This is a genomic window from Mesorhizobium sp. Root552 (assembly GCF_001427285.1).
GTDB lineage: Bacteria > Pseudomonadota > Alphaproteobacteria > Rhizobiales > Rhizobiaceae > Mesorhizobium.
The window spans coordinates 222,085-240,647 of sequence record NZ_LMFV01000061.1; the positions used below are offsets into that span (position 1 = coordinate 222,085).

Below are 18,563 nucleotides of genomic sequence, written 5' to 3' on the forward strand. Positions count from 1 at the left end.
ATGAACATTAAGAGCCTTCTTCTTGGCTCCGCTGCGGCCCTGTTCGCAGTCTCCGGTGCGCGCGCCGCCGACGCTGTCGTCGTCGCCGAGCCGGAACCGGCTGAATACGTCAAGATCTGCGACGTGTACGGCGCTGGCTACTTCTACATTCCCGGCACCGAGACCTGCCTGCGCATCGGTGGCTACGTCCGTTACGACATCGGCGTTGGTGACCGTGAAGGCCACAATGACGTCCTCGACCTGCGTGGCGATGGCTTGAACGACACCTACCACAAGCAGGCTCGTCTCTCGCTGCGCACCTGGACCGGTTCGGAAACCGAACTCGGCACCTTGAAGACCTACACTGAGACCCGCTTCAACAGCCGCGACGGTTACGATGGCGAAGGCTGGTCCCTGAACTTCGCCTGGATCCAGCTCGGCGGTCTCCGCGTTGGTAAGGACGAGTCGGNCGCTGCGCACCTGGACCGGTTCGGAAACCGAGCTCGGCACCTTGAAGACCTACACCGAAAACCGCTTCAACAGCCGCGACGGTTACGATGGCGAAGGCTGGTCCCTGAACTTCGCCTGGATCCAGCTCGGCGGTCTCCGCGTTGGTAAGGACGAGTCGGTGTTCTCGACCTTCACCGGCTACGCTGGCAACGTCATCGACGATACGATCGTTCCTTACGGTCCCTTCGGCACCAACCTGATCAGCTACTACTTCGACGCTGGCAACGGCTTCTCCGCCGTGGTTTCGCTCGAAGAAGGCGCTGGTGTTGACACGCTTGATAGCTACGTTCCGCACGTTGTTGTCGGCGCGAAGTACACGCAGGGCTGGGGCGGCATCTCGGCTGTCGGCGCTTACGACAGCAACTGGGAAGAGTTCACCGGCAAGGTTCGCTTGGACGTGAACGCTTCCGAGCAGCTCTCGCTCTTCGTGATGGGTGGCAATGCAGTTGTTAACGGGGCTAAGCGGCTTCGTACTNCTCGGCTGTCGGCGCTTACGACAGCAACTGGGAAGAGTTCACCGGCAAGGTTCGCTTGGACGTGAACGCTTCCGAGCAGCTCTCGCTCTTCGTGATGGGCGGTTGGGGTACGTCGGATGACGTCACCGATGCTCTGAACGGCGGCCAGAACTTCTACAAGAACTGGGGTGGCGATTGGGCTGTCTGGGGCGGTGCCTCTTACCAGGTCAACGACAAGACCGCGCTCAACCTTCAGGCTTCGTATGACGACGCTGAGACCCTTGGTGTCGTTGCCAACGTTGCTTACACGGTTGTCCCGGGCTTCGTCGTCACGGCTGAAGTTGACTACTACGATACGCCTGTTGATGATGGCATCGGCGGCATCCTGCGCTTCCAGCGCTCGTTCTAATCAGCTGACAAGCTGATCTGAATTGCGGCCCGTGATCTTCGGATCACGGGCCGTTTCCATTTTCGGGAAAGGCTGCGAAGCGCCCTCCCCGACCTTGAAGCCTCCGGCGTATTGGCTTAGACCCGCTAAAGGCTCACCAAACGCGGCAGGTCGATCATAAACCGGGCTTTGAGACGACAGCAGGGTGCCAGGAGCACCACGGGGGGAGCAGGTGGACAACCGCCGGTCGGCGGAGCTTTGGACCAGCAGGTAAAGCAGGCGCTGGCTCTGCATCAATCCGGCAGATTGGCAGATGCCGAGGCGCTCTACCGGCGAGTTCTCGCCCAACAGACAAATCACGTCGCCGCACAGCATTTCCTCGGCCTTCTCCTGCACCAGGCCGGCCGCCCGGAAGGCGTGACTTTGGTCGCACGATCCGTCAAAGGAGCTGCGAACAATCCCGATTTCCTGAACAACTACGGCACAGTCCTGCGCGACGTGGGCAATCTCGATGCCGCCGCGGAAGCCTTCCGCAAAGCAATCGCGCAAAGGCCGGACCATCTTGGCGCACGAGACAATCTCGGCTCCATGCAACGGCAGCTCGGTCAATTCGAGGCATCTGAAGAGACATTTCGCGCCACGATCAGCCTGCATCCATTTCATATGCGCGCCCGAATCGGGTTGGCTGAAACGCTGCAGGAAGCGGGTAAGTTGGACACCGCTATCGAGGTGTTCCGCGAAGCCTTGTCTATTCGGCCCAAGGATGCCGACCTTCTGTACGGGCTTGGCGTCTGCCTGATGGAAAAAGGCCAGATTGCCGAAGCAATAATGCAGTTTCGTGCTTCCCTATCGGTGCAGCCGGGTCTGGCAAAAGCCTGGCTCATGCTTTCCCGGGTCAAGCAGCAAGAGAACGCCGATGCTGAACTTGCCGCGATGCAGGCACAGCACCAGCGGTCCGCCGCTGACAGCCTCGAGCGAATGCAACTCTCATTCGGGCTCGGCAAGGCCCATGACGACCTCAAGGTCTATGATCGTGCCTTTGATTTCTTCACCGAAGGCAATGCCATTTACCGTAAGCGGGTGAAATACGACAAGGCACGTACCCGTGCCGATTTCGAGGCAATGAAGGCAGCGTTTAATGCTGAGTTTTTCGGGGAGCGGAAACCGAGCACAATCCGCGACGAGACGCCGATCTTCATCGTTGGAATGCCACGCTCCGGAACAACCTTGGTGGAACAGATCATCGCCAGCCACCCCGAAGTCTGCGGTGCCGGCGAGTTATCGATCCTGAAAATGGCAGTGGGCGGGAATTTTCCGCTGGATATGAAAGGTGGCTTCCCGGCCGGTATTGCAAACATGCCGGACAGAGTTTTTGCCGACGCAGGCAATGACTATCTCCAAATGCTGCATGCGCATTATCCGGACAGCAAGCACGTCACCGACAAGATGCCGGGCAATTTCATGTTGATCGGTTTCCTGCACATGATGCTACCGAACGCCAGGATCGTTCACTGCGCGCGCGATGCCGTTGCGACATGCCTGTCGATCTTCAAAACGCATTTCCGCGGTGATAGCCACGCCTACAGCTATGATCTTGAGGAACTGGCGGACTTCCACAACCTCTACACCGACATAATGGCGCACTGGCGCAGAGTATTGCCAGGTGTGATCCACGACGTGCGCTATGAGGATTTTGTTGCCGATCAGGAGGCTCAAACGCGCACGCTGATTGGCCACCTCGGGCTGCCGTGGAACGAAGCCTGCCTGAATTTCCATGAAACCGACCGGCCAGTACGCACGGCCTCGGCCGTACAGGTTCGCCAGCCGATGTACAAGGGCTCGGTCAACCTGTGGAAGCGCTATGGCGACAGGCTCCAACCTCTGATCGAGAGATTGACCTAGATCCAGTATGTGCCCGTAACTTAAGGACGGCTTAGGTATTTTTCCCCGAACCTTGACGGCGCAGCAATATCGCAGGACCGGAAAGGCCAGCTGGAAACTGCCAGCCATTGAACTGACCCAAGCCGAACAGGTATTTCATGCTCCCGCCCCTTACCCCGCTCATCGAAGCACTGCCCTCCACGGTTCCCTTTGTCGGGCCAGAGGCGCAGCAGCGTGCCAGCGGCAGGGCTTTCAAGGCTCGCATCGGTGCCAATGAGAGCAGTTTCGGCCCGTCCCCCGCTGTCATAGCCAGAATGAGTGAAGTCGCCCGCGACATGTGGATGTATTGCGACCCGGACAATTATGACCTCAAAGTCGCTGCCGCGGCACACCACGGTGTCCAACTGCAAAATGTTGTCGTTGGCGAAGGTATTGACGGCCTGCTCGGCCTGATTGTGCGTATGTATCTCGCCCCCGGCGAGCCGGTGGTTACATCACTCGGTGCCTATCCGACCTTCAATTTCCATGTCGCTGGCGTCGGCGGAAGGCTGGTTGCAGTTCCGTATGAGAACGACAGGGAAAGCCTTGCCGGACTGCTTTCCGCGGTGCGCAAGGAAAATGCACGGCTGGTCTACCTCTCCAACCCCGACAACCCGATGGGGAGTTGGTGGGAGGCAGCGGAAATCGAACGCTTCATCGAAGCGCTACCTGAAACGACCATGCTTATCCTTGATGAAGCCTATTGCGAACTAGGCCCAGCCTCCGCTGTGCCGCCGATCGATGTCGCGCGACCCAACGTGGTCAGGATGCGGACCTTCTCCAAGGCCTACGGTCTCGCGGGCATCCGCTGCGGTTATGCGGTTGGCGAAGCTCAGGTAATCGCCGCTTTCGAGAAGATCCGCAATCACTACGGTGTCAGCCGCATGGCCCAGATCGCCGGCGAAGCCGCACTGGCAGACCAAGCTTACCTTGCATCAGTTGTTGATCGTGTCGCTGCCGGTAGGCAGAAGATTGCTACGGCTGCTATGGATAACGGGCTCGTTCCTCTCCCGTCAGCCACCAACTTCGTCACCATCGATTGCGGGCGCGATGGCGCTTTCGCCCTCAAATTGCTGCAAGCGATGCTCGCGCGGGATGTCTTCATCCGCAAACCGATGGCACCCGGTCTCGACCGCTGCATCCGTGTAAGTGTCGGCCTCGATCACGAACTGGATATTTTTTCCGAAGAATTGCCGGGTGCTCTGGCTACCGCACGGGGCAACTGACGCCGGTTTAGGCGTGTCGGGTTACATTTTCGATTCAGCCAGTTAGCTGTTCCGGCCGCTCATCCTCAGTGCCCAGCGCCTGCCGTCGCCGGTGAGTTCGGTAATACTTAGCGGTTCGACATCGATCTTCCAGAAGGCAGGCATAGGCGCTCCCAGAACACTGACAACCGCCAAGCGAATCACGGCCGGATGCGTTACGGCAACCGTATGTCCCTTCAGTGCCATGAGTTCATCCAAGAGAGGCACAACTCTTGCCGCCATTTCGGCCAGCGATTCGCCGCCATGTGGCGCGGCTTCCGGATCGTTTAGCCAAATCGCATGCGCTTCCGGCTCCGACTGCTGTACTTCGGAAATCCTCTTTCCTGCCCATCGGCCGAAATCCTGATCGCGCAGCGTTTCAACTGGCTCGCTTGCCAATGCGAACGCCTTTGCCGTCTGGGTCGCTCGCACCAGCGGGCTGGTCAACACACGCTCGGCCCTGCGCAACCTGACTGCGAGCACTGCTGCGGCTTCGGCAGCTTTTGGCTCCAACGGTTCGTCCAGCGGAAAGGCTCCCTTCCGATTAGCCTCGGTTGCCCCACTGCACAAAAAGGTCAATCGCGTAGTCATGATGACTCCGGCTTTTATCCCAAAGACCCTAATGAGTTACGCGCCCGGGGATTTGAACCTTCTATCTCCTATCAACTGCGCATTTCATTGACAGTCATGGACTGCACCGGTACTGTTTTGACAGGTAACGGGTTTGGAAGCCGGTGGAAATCCGGCACGGTCGCGCCACTGTGATCGGCAAATTGCCGAGAGTCAGGACTTTTCTCGCTACCAGGCACTGAATCAACGGGACGCAGTATCCCAGGAGCTATGAAATGTCCGATATCGCCTACGCACCAAGTGCGCTACCTCAGCCTATTCCTGTGCGCGAAATCCTGCCTTGGGCGGTTTTCGGCGGACTGCTCTTGCTGATCGCGATTTACTTCATTGGTTCCGAAGAGGGCGCCATGACGCTTGTCTCGGGGCTGAACACGCATGAATTCGTTCATGACGCCCGCCATTTGCTCGGTTTCCCCTGCCACTAGGAGACTGAAAATGGTTGGAAGTCTATTGTTGCGCGGGATGCTGGTCGGCATCCTGGCAGGGCTGTTTGCATTTGGATTTGCACGTATTTTCGGTGAACCCCAAATCGACCGCGCCATTGCTTATGAAGAGCAGATGGCTTCGGCGGAAGCAGCTGCTTCCGGGCAAGCGGCTGAAGAAGAGCCCGAATTGGTCAGCCGCGGTACGCAGGCAGGCATCGGCCTGCTGACGGGTTCCGTCATCTATGGCGCCGCCATCGGCGGATTGTTCGCGCTGGTCTTTGCCTATGTCTACGGGCGGATTAGTCCGCTTGGGCCGCGCGCCACAGCCGCCCTGCTCGCACTGGGCGCTTTCATTGCGATCGTCCTTGCGCCCGCATTGAAATACCCGGCAACGCCGCCGGCCGTAGGCAATCCTGAAACCATCGGCGCACGAACGGAACTGTTCTTCGTGATGTTGCTGATCTCGATTGCAGCTTCGGTTGCCGCCGTTGCACTTGCCCGGCGGTTGTGGGCCCAACATGGTGCCTGGAATGCCGGAATTGCCGGCGCTGCGGCCTTCATCGCCATCATGGTCGTCGTCCAGTGCGCGCTGCCGACGATCAACGAGATCCCGGAAGGCTATTCGGCCGATCTTTTGTGGCGCTTCCGCACCTCCTCGCTCGGCATGCACGCCGTGCTTTGGACTGTCATCGGCTTGGCATTCGGAGCTCTTGCAGAAAAGAGCTTCGCAAGCCGTTCAAGCCACCGCGCAACCTTGCGCTAGAACTATGCGGCGGCGCGTTTCCCACTCGAAATGCACCGCTGCCATCCTTTGCCTCGGCCTCACCGCGCTGGCGTCCGCAGAGGCACTTGCCCACCGGCGAACATCCGATGGCGACATGAGCGGCATCCCAATAGCCAGCCTTTCGCACGGCCAGATGGCCGTGATTTCGGACTATCGCAACGAAATACTTGACTTGGCCGAGCGTCAAAGCCGCACCGACGAAACCTTCCACCGACTGAAGAACTTCGGCGCCATCCAGTACACATACTGCCTTTGGGGTTTGGTACCTGGTAGCCTGAAGGACGAAACCAGCCCCTTCAACGAATGCAGCCACGCATATCTGTCAGCGGCACGCGAACTACTCGCCTATATGCGCCAGACATCGCCCGACAGGCAGGCCGTCGAAGACCTGATTTCGCGTATCGATGTCGACATGGTGCGCAACCAGGCTTCTTTCGTGCAGTGCCAGTACAGCGCGGAATCCTTCAACACGGCAAGCCTCGTCCGCCCTGACCTGGGTGAAGTGCCCGCTCATCTGCCTAGCCTAGCTGCCTTTTCAGGCCTAGCTGCGGTGCTTGTAGCCGGACCATTTGTCCTTGCCGGCATGACAAGACGAAAACCCGACGCCGCGAACCGCCTCGGCTAAACCCGGCTTGCCCGCGAAATAGCTATCGCCTCTTGAATTAATTGAACGTTCGTTTTATTATTTCGCCATTGGAGAAATAATGGCACGCACGACCGGTTCAGACGGCGAAAAGACCGAAGCGGCGATCCGCGAGGCAGCGGTCGAGCTGATCGCGCGCTACGGCTACGAGGCCGTGTCGATGCGCCAGCTCGCGGCCGAGGTCGGCGTACAGGCGGCGGCGCTCTATCGCTACTTCCCCACCAAGGAAGACCTTCTGTTCAGCCTGATGCACGAGCATATGGACGCCCTGCTTGGCGCCTGGAACGATGCTCGCCCCGCAACTTCGGACCCGACGACGCGCCTCATCGCCTATGTCACCAACCACATCGCGTTCCATATTGAACGGCGGCCATCCACGCACATTTCCAACATGGAATTGCGCAGCCTCTCGCCCGAGCGGCTGACGCAGGTCCTCAAGCTGCGCACCGCCTACGAGAAGGAACTGCGCACCATCCTGCGCGAGGGCAGCGAAGACGGCAGCTTTACCATCGAGGACACCGGGCTGACGGCCATGGCGCTGATCCAGATGATGACCGGCGTCATCGTCTGGTTCCGGCCGGGCGAGCGGCTGTCGGTGGCCGGCGTGACAGAGACCTATCTTTCCATGACAATGCGCCTCGTTGGGCGCCTTGTCGGCGCAACAACGAGCCGGGAGCAAAACCATGTACACACACGCGCTGAACTTCGGGCTTGACGAGGACGTCGCCGCCCTTCGCGATCTCGTCCAGCGCTTTGCCCAGGAAAAGATCGCGCCGCTGGCGGCGGAAGTCGACCGCAGCAACGAGTTTCCGGCCCATCTGTGGCAGGAGATCGGCGCGCTCGGCCTGCTCGGCATGACGGCGGACCCCGCCTTCGGCGGCACCGGCATGGGCTACCTCGCCCATGTCGTGGCGATGGAGGAAATCTCCCGCGCCTCCGCCTCGGTCGGCCTTTCCTACGGCGCGCATTCCAACCTGTGCGTCAACCAGATCAACCGCTGGGGCACTCAGGAGCAGAAGGAAAAGTACCTTCCGAAGCTCTGCTCGGGCGAAGCGGTTGGGGCGCTCGCCATGTCCGAACCGGGCTCCGGCTCCGACGTCGTCTCGATGCGGCTGCGCGCCGAGAAGAAAAACGACCGTTACGTGCTCACCGGCTCAAAAATGTGGATCACCAACGGACCGGATGCCGACACGCTCGTCGTCTATGCCAAGACCGACCCGGAACGGAAATCGCGCGGCATCACCGCCTTCCTGATCGAGAAGGGCTTCAAGGGCTTCTCCGTGGCGCAGAAGCTGGACAAGCTCGGCATGCGCGGCTCCAACACCGGCGAACTGGTGTTCGACAATGTCGAAGTGCCGTTCGAGAACGTACTCGGTGAAGAAGGGCGCGGCGTCGAAGTCTTGATGTCCGGCCTCGACTACGAGCGCACGGTGCTTGCCGGCGGGCCGCTGGGCATCATGGCCGCCTGCCTCGACGTCGCCGTTCCTTACGTCCACGAGCGCAAGCAGTTCGACCGTCCGATCGGCGACTTCCAGCTCGTCCAGGGCAAGCTTGCCGACATGTACACCACGCTCAACGCCTGCCGCGCCTATGTCTATGCCGTGGCGTCCGCCTGCGACCGTGGCGAGACCACCCGCAAGGACGCCGCCGGCTGCATCCTCTATGCAGCGGAAAAGGCGACGCAGTGCGCGCTCGACGCCATCCAACTCCTGGGCGGCAACGGCTACATCAACGATTACCCGACCGGCCGCCTGCTGCGCGATGCCAAGCTCTATGAGATCGGTGCCGGCACCTCTGAAATCCGCCGCTGGCTGATTGGCCGCGAGATGATGTCCGAAGAGGTCTAGCAATGGCCGTCCTGCATTCGCAACTCTCCCCCTCCTCCGAAACCTTTCGCAGCAATGCCGAAAAGATGCGGGCGCTCGTCGCCGACATCTCGGAAAAAGCCGCGCATGTACAGCGTGGCGGCTCGGAGGAAGCCCGCCACCGCCATGTAACCCGCGGCAAGCTGTTGCCGCGCGACCGGCTGGCGCAACTGCTCGACACCGGCTCGCCTTTTCTGGAGATCGGCCAGTTCGCCGCCTTCGACATGTACGGCGGCGACATCGCGTCCGCCGGCATGATCGCCGGCATAGGCCGCGTCGAAGGCCGTGAAGTCATGGTGGTGGTCAACGATGCCACGGTGAAAGGCGGCACTTATTATCCGCTTACCGTGAAGAAGCACCTGCGGGCGCAGGAAATCGCCCTTCAGAACAATCTGCCTTGCATCTACCTCGTCGATTCCGGCGGCGCCAACCTGCCCAACCAGGACGAGGTATTCCCCGATCGCGATCATTTCGGTCGCATCTTCTACAACCAGGCCACCATGTCGGCGGCGGGCATCCCGCAGATTGCCTGCGTCATGGGTTCATGCACTGCCGGCGGCGCATATGTTCCGGCGATGGCGGATGAATCGATCATGGTTCGCAAGCAGGCGACCATCTTCCTCGGCGGCCCGCCGCTGGTGAAGGCTGCGACGGGCGAGGAAGTCAGCGCAGAAGACCTTGGCGGCGCCGACCTGCATACGCGCGAATCCGGTGTTGCCGACCATCTCGCCGTCGATGACGAGCACGCGCTCGCCATCACCCGCCGCATCGTGAAGAACTTGAATCGGAACAAGACGATAGGCCTCAGCCTGCAGAAACCTGCCCCGCCGCTTTATGCACCAGATGAAATCTACGGCATTGTACCCACCGACATGCGCCAGCCCTACGACGTGCGCGAAGTCATTGCCCGCATTGTCGACGGCTCGGAGTTCGATGAATTCAAGCAGAATTACGGAACTACGTTGGTCACGGGCTTCGCCCACCTCTACGGCATGCCGGTCGGCATCATCGCCAACAATGGCGTGCTGTTTTCCGAGTCGGCAGTTAAGGGCACGCACTTCATCGAGCTCTGCTGCCAGCGCGGTATTCCGCTGGTCTTCCTGCAAAACATCACCGGTTTCATGGTCGGCCGCAAATACGAGGCTGGCGGCATCGCCAAGGACGGCGCCAAGCTCGTGATGGCGGTCGCGACCGCGCAAGTGCCGAAGGTCACGATGATTATTGGTGGTTCGTTCGGCGCCGGCAATTACGGCATGTGCGGCCGCGCCTACTCCCCGCGGTTTTTGTGGATGTGGCCGAATTCGCGCATTTCGGTCATGGGCGGCGAGCAGGCGGCGATGGTGCTCGCCCTGGTCAAGCGCGAAGGCATTGAGCGTAAGGGCGGCACCTGGAGTGCCGAGGAAGAAGCCGCTTTCAAGCAACCGACGCTGGAGAAATACGAGCGCGAAGGCCATCCGCTCTACTCTTCTGCGCGGCTGTGGGACGACGGCATCGTCGATCCGGCAAGGTCGCGGGATGTATTGGCTCTCAGCCTCAGCGCCGCGCTCAACGCGCCGATCCCGGAAACGAAGTTCGGCGTGTTCAGGATGTGACCGATGCGCCTTGAACAAGATTTACAAATGAACTTCGCCCACGCCCTTTCATCCCTGCAAACGGCTTCGGGAGGTTTGCACTAATGTTCTCTAAAATCCTGATTGCCAATCGCGGCGAGATCGCCTGCCGGGTCATCCGCACTGCTCGCAGGCTGGGCGTGAAAACAGTGGCCGTCTATTCCGATGCCGATGCTCGCGCCTTGCACGTCCAGATGGCGGACGAAGCAGTTCATATCGGCCCTTCCCCGGTCGGAGAAAGCTATCTGCGCGGCGACAAGATCATTGCGGCCGCGAAGGAGACGGGTGCGGAAGCAATCCACCCCGGCTACGGTTTCCTGTCCGAAAACCCCGATTTCGTCGATCAGGTGGTGGCGGCAGACCTCACCTTCATCGGCCCATCAGCCACCTCGATCCGCGCGATGGGCCTCAAGGATGCAGCCAAGCGACTGATGGAAAAAGCTGGCGTGCCAGTTGTGCCCGGCTATCACGGCGAGGCTCAGGAGATCGTGGTGCTGGCCTCCAAGGCACGCGAGATCGGCTATCCCGTACTAATCAAGGCGCGAGCCGGCGGTGGCGGCAAGGGTATGCGGCGCGTCGATGACCCGGACGATTTTGCCGAGGCGCTATCCGGCGCGCGTCGTGAAGCCAAGACCGCCTTTGGTGACGACCGGGTGCTGGTCGAAAAATATGTCGACAAGCCGCGCCATATCGAAGTGCAGGTGTTCGGCGACAACTATGGCAATGCTGTCCACCTCTTCGAGCGCGACTGCTCGGCTCAGCGCCGTCACCAGAAGGTCATCGAGGAGGCTCCGGCTCCCGGCATGACCCCGGAACTGCGTGCGGCCATGACCGAGGCGGCGGTGACGGCGGCCAAGGCCATTTCCTATTCCGGAGCCGGCACCATCGAGTTCATTGTCGATGCTTCGCAGGGCCTGCAAGCCGACCGCTTCTGGTTCATGGAGATGAACACGCGTCTGCAAGTGGAGCATCCGGTGACCGAGATGGTCACCGGCGTTGATCTCGTCGAATGGCAGTTGCGGGTTGCTTCCGGGGAGACATTGCCGAAGACGCAGGATGAAATCTCGCTCAACGGCCACGCTTTTGAGGCGCGCCTCTATGCCGAAGACGCCACGAAAGGTTTCCTTCCGGCTACCGGAACGCTGCATCACCTGAAATTCCCCGATGTTCCCCCGCAGGACGCTTCGATGCGCATCGAGACCGGTGTGCGTGCTGGCGACAGCGTATCACCCTTCTACGACCCGATGATCGCCAAGCTTGTCGTCCACGCCAGCAGCAGGGAAACCTCCCTTGCGGCGTTGCGAGACGTACTGGCTGGAACGGAAGTTGCCGGCTCGACGGTGAACACCGCCTTCCTTGCCGCATTGGCAAGCGACCGGGATTTCTCGGCCGGCGATGTCGATACCGGCTTGATCGGCAGGCATCAGGACGCGTTGACGGCCCTCCCCTTGCCGGACTCCACTGCGGTGGCCGCTGCGGCGTTTGCCGCATCGGGTCTCAATGAACGGCAGGCTTCGAATGACCCATGGTCGGGAATCAGCGGATATGCCCATTTCCACGGGCTCGAGCGTGAAATCCGCTTGAAGTATGGCGAGCATGAGGTTCCGGCCAGGCTCATGACTGGAACCGACGGCGCTGCCGTCAGGCTGTACGGTGAGATCGTCAAGCGTGCTGCCGTCAAGGATCAGCGCGTGGCGCGCTGGCCGGGGCACGTCACCGTGTTCGAGGGGGCAGTCGGCCACACGTTCTCAGTGTCGGATCCATTGGGCCGTGCCGACGAAGCGTTGGCTGGAACGGGCAGCCTGCGCGCACCCATGCCGGGATTGGTGAAGGTCGTACGGGCAGCCAAAGGTGAGAACGTGACCAAGGGCCAGCCATTGCTGATCCTTGAAGCGATGAAGATGGAGCACACCATCGCGGCTCCGCACGATGGTCTAATTGCCGACATAGCCGCTGAGGGCGAGCAGGTCAGCGACGGCACGGTTCTGGTCAAGTTTGTGGAAGAGGCCTGACAGGCGGCGCTTTCGCAGGAGCAGACTGGGAAAACGAAAATGGCCGGGTCGCCCCGGCCATTTCTTTTCTGTCTCGCGACAGTATCAATCCTGTGGGATCGGGGCGTATTTGCCGTCGTGCCACTGGTTGATGTCATAGCTGGCATTTTTCAGGTCGCCCTTTTCGTCAAAGGTGACAGGTCCGACCACCGTGTTGATCGGCTCGCCATTCTTCAGCGCTTCGGCAACTTTCATCGGGTCATCGGTGCCCGCACGCTTCACACCCTCGGCGACGGCCTGGACGACAGCGTAGGAAAACAGCGTGAAGCCCTCCGGCGTGAAGCCGCCGGCCTTGATCTTCTCGACCGCCTCCTTGGCCTCAGGCTTTGCCTGCGGATCGGACGGAAACACGAACATCGTACCCTCGCCCGCCGGGCCGGAAATCTGCCAGAATTCCGGCGATGCAATGGAGTCAGGCATGATGAGCTGGAATTTGAAGCCCTGCTCCGCCGTCTGGCGCAGGATCAGGCCGGCCTCCGGATGATAGCCGCCGAAATAGACGACATCGGCCTTCAATTCCTTCAACTTGGTGACAAGCGCGGCATAGTCCTTCTCGCCCGCATTGATGCCCTCATACATGACTTCCTTCAGGCCACCGGCGTTCATCGTCGCGCGAACAGCATCGGCGATGCCTTGGCCGTAAGCGCTCTTGTCGTGCAGGATGACAACATTCTTGCCGGCATATTTCTTGGCGATCCACGGCCCGATGAAATTGCCCTGTGCGTCGTCGCGCGTGTAGAGGCGCATGATCGTCGGCCAGCCCTTGGCTGCCGCGTCATCGGTCAGAACCGGGTTGGACGAAGCCGGGCTCATCATCAACGCGCCCGATTCGGCATAGACGGCAGAAGCCGGAATGCTCGAACCGGAGCAGGCGTGGCCATCGATGAACTTGACGCCGTTGGCGACAATGCGGTTGGCAACCGAAACCGCCTGCTTCGGGTCGCAAACGTCGTCCTCGATGGAAAGCTTGATCTGATTTCCGTTGACGCCGCCGGCGGCGTTGATGGCATCAGCAGCCGCCTGCGCGCCGTGCTTGAACTGGTCGCCAATGGTGGCGAGTTGCCCCGTCATCGGCCCGACAACAGCAATTGTAATGTCTTCGGCATAGGCTGCCGTAGTGCCAAGAGCCAGGCCCAGAATGGCGCCGGCCAGAAACTTGCTCTTCATCGCGTTGCTCTCCCTTGCTTGCGCAACGCCAAAGACGGCTGCGCTGGTTCGATGCTGCGCAACATTTGCCTGTTTCATCATGGCTGTCCAGAGACGGCGATTTCAGCGACTGCGGCAAAAAGCAAAAGCCGCGCCGATCTTGTTTCGATCGGTCGCGGCCTTGCTGGCACAAGCTTCCCCGACGCCCCCGCGCCACGAAATCCCGTTTGCCTTCCCTGTTCCTGGCCAGGGCTGTTGGAGCAGCCCGGCATGGCAATTGTCAGTGCATCGTCATCCATTCACGCGCTTCGCGCAGCGCCTGGGCAATTTCCATCTTCGACATGGTCGCCGACAATTCGGAGCGCAATTCTGCCGCTCGGGCCGAACCTTTGATCGCTGCGATGTTGAACCATTTGTGGGCAGCAACCGGATCGACCTCGCAATCGCGACCAGTTGCGTACATCATGCCGAGTTCAAAAAGGATGTCGGCCTGCGCCGTGGCGCCCATCGTGCCGAAGCCAGCCTCAAGCATTTCAAAACGTGCCATTTCAATCCCCTGTCCTGCTCCTGAGCGCCGCCTTGTTTGGTCCGTGGAGGCTGCCCGTTCGATGGTTTGGAGAATGCAGCAGGTGCTTGAATCCGTCGTTAAATGACGTGCTTAACTTGAAGAAAACAAAGCTAAAACAATAGGTAAACGTGGGAATTCGTTAAGGATAGAAATCCAGCAACCGTGCGGTTTTTCGTCCAGATTGATGAAAATGCTCAAAGTGCAGTTCAAGACTTCGCTAACCACAGAAAAGCATGAGCCCATCGCAACGGATACAATCCAATGGCAATGCGGGGCAAAAAGAGCTCAAAAAAAACGTGCCGCTTTCCGTTGCGGCACCGCTTTTTCTTTGGTGAAGACTGAATTAGCTTACGTTTGCGTAAGAGGCAAAGCGGGTTGAACCGCACTGGCCGACAGGGAGGAGACGATGTTTTATAAGTCTTGCTTGGCAGCAATCGCCATTCTCATGGCGGCTGGATCGGCTTGGGCCGATCCCATTGAAGGAACGTGGAAACGCCCGAACGGCACCTTGATCTCCTATGCCGGCAGCGGAACCAAATTCTGTGGCACGGTGATGACCGGTGAATATAAAGGTAAGTCGATAGGCTGCATGAATGGCAGCAATGGCGACTACAAGGGCACGGTCAACAAGCTTGACGAAGGCAAGACCTACAATGGCAAGGCAAGTGTGTCGGGAAACACCTTGTCATTGTCCGGCTGTGTGCTCGGTGGCCTGATCTGCAAGAGCGAGAATCTCGCCCGCCAGTGAGTGGCAGTTGAATTCGCAAAGCTGCCGGTTTCGCCGACAGCTTTACGCCTGTTTGGCTATGCTCGCGCCTTCTGACCGAACAAAACTTTCTGCGCTTCCTTGTCGTCGGCCAAGTTGCGGCGGTGTTCCTGGCCGATTTCGACACCCTTCACCACGGCAGGCCTCTCCGCTGTTTCCTCGAACCACCTTTTGAGGTTGGGAAAATCCGCAAGGTCCTGGCCTTGGTTCTTGTAGGGGCGCACCCACGGAAATGCGGCCATGTCGGCGATCGAGTACTCACCGGCAAGAAAATCCCGATCAGCGAGGCGCTTGTTCATGACGCCATAAAGCCGGTTGACCTCATTGGTGTACCGATCGACGGCGTAGGGGATCTTTTCCGGAGCATACTGGCGGAAATGATGTGCCTGTCCGGCCATCGGACCAAGCCCGCCCATTTGCCAGAACAGCCATTGATCGACTTCGCTGCGGCCGCGCTCGTCAGCAGGATAAAACCTGCCGAACTTGCGGCCCAGATACTGCAGGATGGCCCCGGACTCGAAAACGGAAATCGGCTTTCCATCCGGCCCTTCCGGGTCGACAATCGCCGGCATGCGGTTGTTCGGAGAGATTTTCAGGAACGACGGCTCGAACTGTTCGCCACGACCGATATTCACGTATTTGATCGCGTAGGGAACGCCAAGTTCCTCAAGCATGATCGAAATCTTGTGGCCGTTCGGAGTTGGCCAGTAGTAGAGCTCAATTGGCATTGTCTGCGATGTCATTCCAGTTTCTCCGAATTAACAGGTGTTCTTGCACATAGGCCTCGTGCCGGTTGACGCAAGGCGCATGGCCGTCAAAACCGCGTCAATAAATTTGAACCGAAGATGAACGGCCCTCTCAGAGGCGGTTCAGGGCCAGGGGAGCATTGTCGAACCTAACAAAGGGGACCGACATGCTTGCTCGCCGTTTCACCATCGTCTGTCTGCTCACGACTTTGTTCGGCATTGGCTTTGCGATCATCGTTGCGGAAGCCAGCCGCCAGCCCAGGCATTGGGACGAGGCCCGGTCAGGCACTTGCTTCACCGCCTGCGGCCCGTTCGGCCGCTAACCAAGATCTGGATCGCCGTCATGAACAACTTCTTCAACAATGCCAGAAAAGCCCTGCGGTTGCTGCCGCGCGCTATTTGCATTCTGCTCGTGCTGGCGGCTCCAGTTCTGGCGGTGCCCAGCATGCGTGACCATGCAGGCTCTACCATCGAAGCTCCAGCCCTGAAGAAGAACGGCGTCGGTTTCGTCCTTCTTGTGAGCTTGCAACGCGGCTAAGGGAAAGAGTGAACCAAGACATCAACGGAGGAATGCCACCCCCTCCCAACCGTCTGGACAAGGCTCTATAGTGAGCCATGGAAAATCGAATCTATCCGCAAGCCATTGAAAACGTCGTGATGCCGGAGCCTTTTGCCCGGCAAAATTTCGACGACCCCGCAGAAGCAGTCGCAGCCCTGCAAATGCTCTACGCGCGCAATACAAAATTCCTGCGAGACTCATTTTCCGCACTGGCGTCTGGCGGCGACATCAACACCCGTTATCGGGCTTTCTATCCGGAAGTTGGCGTCGTCACCAATTCCTTCACGCAGGTCGATTCACGCCAAGCCTACGGACATATGCCGACGCCGGGCCACTTCTCAACCACGATAACGCGACCGGACCTGTTCGAGAGCTATCTCGAGGAGCAGCTTCGCCTGATCATGCGCAATCACGGCGTTCCGGTAGTGGTTTCGGAATCGAGAACGCCTATACCGCTGCATTTTGCCTTCCTCGAAGGCAGCTATGTCGATGGAGCAGCGGCCGAGCGTATCCGCCGCCCGATCCGCGACTTGTTCGACGTGCCGGACCTCGACGGTACCGACGACCAGATCGCCAACGGCACCTTCGAGGTAGCGCTCGGCGAGGCACGGCCGTTGGCTCCCTTCACCGCGCAGCGTATCGACTACTCGCTGCACCGGCTGTCGCACTACACGGCGACCACGCCAAATCATTTCCAGAACTTCGTACTCTTCACCAACTACCAGTTCTACATAGATGAGTTCGTCGCCCGGGCTCGCGAGCTGATGGCGGCGGGTGGCGGCGGCTACACCGAGTTTGTCGAGCCAGGCAACACGGTAACAAAAGCCGGTGAGAGCCACTCAAGCGACATCACCGCATTCAGGCTGCCACAAATGCCTGCCTACCACCTGAAGAAGCCGAACCATGGCGGCATCACCATGGTCAATATCGGCGTCGGCCCCTCAAACGCCAAGACGATTACGGACCATATAGCTGTGCTGCGGCCGCATGCGTGGGTGATGCTCGGCCACTGTGCGGGCCTGCGCAACACGCAAGCGTTGGGCGACTATGTGCTTGCCCACGCCTATGTGCGCGAGGATCACGTCCTTGACGACGACCTGCCCGTGTGGGTGCCGATCCCGCCCCTGGCGGAAATCCAGGTAGCGCTTCAGGAGGCCGTGCAGGAAGTTACGGGGCTTTCGGGCTACGACCTCAAGCGCATCATGCGCACCGGCACCGTCGCCACCATCGACAACCGCAACTGGGAACTGCGCGACCAGCGCGGCCCCGTCCAGCGACTTTCACAATCACGCGCCATTGCGCTCGATATGGAATCCGCGACAATTGCGGCGAATGGCTTCCGCTTCCGAGTGCCATACGGCACGTTGCTGTGCGTTTCCGACAAGCCTCTGCATGGCGAATTGAAGCTGCCGGGCATGGCAACAGAATTCTACAAGCGACAGGTGGCCCAGCATCTCACGATCGGCATCCGGGCAATGGAAAAGCTGGCTGAGATGCCGATGGAACGGCTGCACTCGCGCAAATTGCGAAGTTTCTCAGAAACAGCATTCCAGTAGAGGTCAGCTCGAACGGCCATTATTCTCCGTTCACCAGCTTCAGGATCAGCCGGTGCATGTTGCCGCCATTGGCCATCTCAACCTGGTCGAAGTTCCGGCTGCGCTCTCTCTGTCGAACCGATGCCTGTGAAAGCGACGGAATGATCGCTTTTCTTACCTTCTGACATTTCGGATCGTCAGCAGCCGAAAAGCCGATTGTGGCCGTCTCGATTTCCGCCAGCATCTCCTTGATATGAACGCCGTGCACTTCTTCATGAAGCCGAACGCCTTCAATGAAAGTGTCCCACTGCTTCTTGACAGTGGCTGGCAAACTGCCGGCGGGCTTAGGCAATGTGTAAGTGATGATCAATTTTGGACGCGCAGACACCAAGGTGCAGCCACCATCGTCCTGAGGCTCATACTTCCTCGACCAGGTCAGCTTGAAATTTGTGTGCGCGATGGCTCTCGCAACGCCAACCTTTGGACCACGCTCACCGATAGACCGGTAGAGCTCGATGCCCGAATTGCCTGCGATGGTATAATTCTCGATACGCTCAATTGTCTCTGCCCTCGCATGGGTGTTCACCATGCTGGCTCCTAGAGCGGTCGTCAGCAAGACTAACCCCCACCTCGCGGCTGGTCTCATTTCATTTCCCATCGTCATCGGCAAAAATTCGGCAGAAACATAAGGACAACGGGCCTTACCATCAATGAGCCGCAATTCCTTGGCCAATCAACG

Annotated in this window: 20 protein-coding genes, 1 pseudogene and 1 riboswitch; of the genes and pseudogenes, 16 read left to right on the forward strand and 5 right to left on the reverse strand. The window is 59.5% G+C overall.

Annotated elements, in window-relative coordinates; translation table 11 throughout:
* The 5 genes and pseudogenes from ASD50_RS20270 to ASD50_RS20290 form a co-directional block, all read left to right on the forward strand.
* Positions 1-448 (forward strand): annotated as a pseudogene (locus tag ASD50_RS20270) (porin); the annotation flags it as partial.
* Between the two features lie 3 nt (positions 449-451).
* Positions 452-964 (forward strand): porin (locus ASD50_RS20275; RefSeq protein ID WP_244484590.1); only part of this gene is annotated, 513 nt, incomplete at its 3' end.
* Positions 965-1,026: 62 nt separating this feature from the next.
* Positions 1,027-1,353 carry a porin gene (locus tag ASD50_RS20280; protein WP_413813913.1) on the forward strand — a complete coding sequence of 109 codons (327 nt, stop codon included), beginning with the start codon at positions 1,027-1,029 and terminating at the stop codon, positions 1,351-1,353.
* Between the two features lie 285 nt (positions 1,354-1,638).
* Positions 1,639-3,234, forward strand: a complete 1,596-nt coding sequence (locus ASD50_RS20285; protein ID WP_244484591.1) for a tetratricopeptide repeat-containing sulfotransferase family protein — start codon at positions 1,639-1,641, stop codon at positions 3,232-3,234.
* 137 nt (positions 3,235-3,371) lie between these two features.
* A complete protein-coding gene (locus ASD50_RS20290) occupies positions 3,372-4,478 on the forward strand; it encodes a pyridoxal phosphate-dependent aminotransferase (RefSeq protein ID WP_056245457.1) in 1,107 nt (368 codons plus the stop codon).
* Between the two features lie 42 nt (positions 4,479-4,520).
* Here ASD50_RS20290 and ASD50_RS20295 read toward each other — a convergent pair whose 3' ends face one another.
* Complete coding sequence (locus ASD50_RS20295) at positions 4,521-5,087, reverse strand: histidine phosphatase family protein (RefSeq protein WP_056245461.1); 567 nt, start codon at positions 5,085-5,087, stop codon at positions 4,521-4,523.
* Positions 5,088-5,195: 108 nt separating this feature from the next.
* Positions 5,196-5,339, forward strand: a riboswitch (adenosylcobalamin (AdoCbl) riboswitch).
* 2 nt (positions 5,340-5,341) lie between these two features.
* On the opposite strand from ASD50_RS20295, the gene ASD50_RS20300 reads away from it, so the two are divergent.
* The 7 genes from ASD50_RS20300 to ASD50_RS20330 all read left to right on the forward strand — a co-directional run bounded on the left by ASD50_RS20300 (position 5,342) and on the right by ASD50_RS20330 (position 12,465).
* Entirely contained in the window at positions 5,342-5,551 is a 210-nt protein-coding gene (locus ASD50_RS20300) for a CbtB domain-containing protein (RefSeq protein ID WP_056245463.1), read from the forward strand.
* Between the two features lie 10 nt (positions 5,552-5,561).
* Positions 5,562-6,314, forward strand: coding sequence for a CbtA family protein (locus ASD50_RS20305; RefSeq protein WP_056245467.1), 753 nt, complete (start codon positions 5,562-5,564; stop codon positions 6,312-6,314).
* A gap of 115 nt (positions 6,315-6,429) precedes the next feature.
* Complete coding sequence (locus tag ASD50_RS20310) at positions 6,430-6,960, forward strand: hypothetical protein (RefSeq protein WP_244484592.1); 531 nt, start codon at positions 6,430-6,432, stop codon at positions 6,958-6,960.
* Positions 6,961-7,039: 79 nt separating this feature from the next.
* Complete coding sequence (locus ASD50_RS20315) at positions 7,040-7,693, forward strand: TetR/AcrR family transcriptional regulator (protein ID WP_056245473.1); 654 nt, start codon at positions 7,040-7,042, stop codon at positions 7,691-7,693.
* Positions 7,662-8,825: an isovaleryl-CoA dehydrogenase gene (locus ASD50_RS20320; RefSeq protein ID WP_056245476.1), complete on the forward strand. Its 1,164-nt coding sequence runs from the start codon at positions 7,662-7,664 to the stop codon at positions 8,823-8,825. The genes ASD50_RS20315 and ASD50_RS20320 overlap by 32 nt, the downstream gene beginning before the upstream one ends.
* A 2-nt stretch (positions 8,826-8,827) precedes the next feature.
* The gene (locus tag ASD50_RS20325) at positions 8,828-10,435 is read left to right on the forward strand and encodes a carboxyl transferase domain-containing protein (RefSeq protein ID WP_056245479.1); all 1,608 of its coding nucleotides are present in this window, start codon (positions 8,828-8,830) and stop codon (positions 10,433-10,435) included.
* Between the two features lie 83 nt (positions 10,436-10,518).
* On the forward strand, positions 10,519-12,465 hold the full coding sequence (locus ASD50_RS20330; RefSeq protein ID WP_056245481.1) for an acetyl/propionyl/methylcrotonyl-CoA carboxylase subunit alpha: 1,947 nt from the start codon (positions 10,519-10,521) through the stop codon (positions 12,463-12,465).
* Positions 12,466-12,549: 84 nt separating this feature from the next.
* Here the strand turns inward: ASD50_RS20330 and ASD50_RS20335 are convergent, their stop codons facing one another.
* Both ASD50_RS20335 and ASD50_RS20340 read right to left on the reverse strand, forming a co-directional pair.
* A complete protein-coding gene (locus ASD50_RS20335) occupies positions 12,550-13,671 on the reverse strand; it encodes an ABC transporter substrate-binding protein (RefSeq protein ID WP_056245824.1) in 1,122 nt (373 codons plus the stop codon).
* 259 nt (positions 13,672-13,930) lie between these two features.
* Complete coding sequence (locus tag ASD50_RS20340; RefSeq protein WP_056245483.1) at positions 13,931-14,197, reverse strand: sel1 repeat family protein; 267 nt, start codon at positions 14,195-14,197, stop codon at positions 13,931-13,933.
* Between the two features lie 427 nt (positions 14,198-14,624).
* On the opposite strand from ASD50_RS20340, the gene ASD50_RS20345 reads away from it, so the two are divergent.
* Complete coding sequence (locus ASD50_RS20345; protein WP_056245487.1) at positions 14,625-14,966, forward strand: DUF2147 domain-containing protein; 342 nt, start codon at positions 14,625-14,627, stop codon at positions 14,964-14,966.
* Positions 14,967-15,022: 56 nt separating this feature from the next.
* Here the strand turns inward: ASD50_RS20345 and ASD50_RS20350 are convergent, their stop codons facing one another.
* Positions 15,023-15,727 carry a glutathione S-transferase N-terminal domain-containing protein gene (locus tag ASD50_RS20350; RefSeq protein ID WP_056245490.1) on the reverse strand — a complete coding sequence of 235 codons (705 nt, stop codon included), beginning with the start codon at positions 15,725-15,727 and terminating at the stop codon, positions 15,023-15,025.
* A 170-nt stretch (positions 15,728-15,897) separates the two neighbouring features.
* Here ASD50_RS20350 and ASD50_RS23565 point away from each other — a divergent pair, with 170 nt between their 5' ends.
* The 3 genes from ASD50_RS23565 to ASD50_RS20360 all read left to right on the forward strand — a co-directional run bounded on the left by ASD50_RS23565 (position 15,898) and on the right by ASD50_RS20360 (position 17,845).
* On the forward strand, positions 15,898-16,053 hold the full coding sequence (locus ASD50_RS23565; RefSeq protein ID WP_164480452.1) for a hypothetical protein: 156 nt from the start codon (positions 15,898-15,900) through the stop codon (positions 16,051-16,053).
* 20 nt (positions 16,054-16,073) lie between these two features.
* A complete protein-coding gene (locus ASD50_RS20355; RefSeq protein ID WP_056245493.1) occupies positions 16,074-16,268 on the forward strand; it encodes a hypothetical protein in 195 nt (64 codons plus the stop codon).
* A 119-nt stretch (positions 16,269-16,387) separates the two neighbouring features.
* The gene (locus tag ASD50_RS20360; RefSeq protein WP_244484598.1) at positions 16,388-17,845 is read left to right on the forward strand and encodes an AMP nucleosidase; all 1,458 of its coding nucleotides are present in this window, start codon (positions 16,388-16,390) and stop codon (positions 17,843-17,845) included.
* 19 nt (positions 17,846-17,864) lie between these two features.
* Here ASD50_RS20360 and ASD50_RS20365 read toward each other — a convergent pair whose 3' ends face one another.
* Entirely contained in the window at positions 17,865-18,557 is a 693-nt protein-coding gene (locus tag ASD50_RS20365; protein WP_244484593.1) for a DUF922 domain-containing Zn-dependent protease, read from the reverse strand.
* Positions 18,558-18,563: the final 6 nt, after the last annotated feature.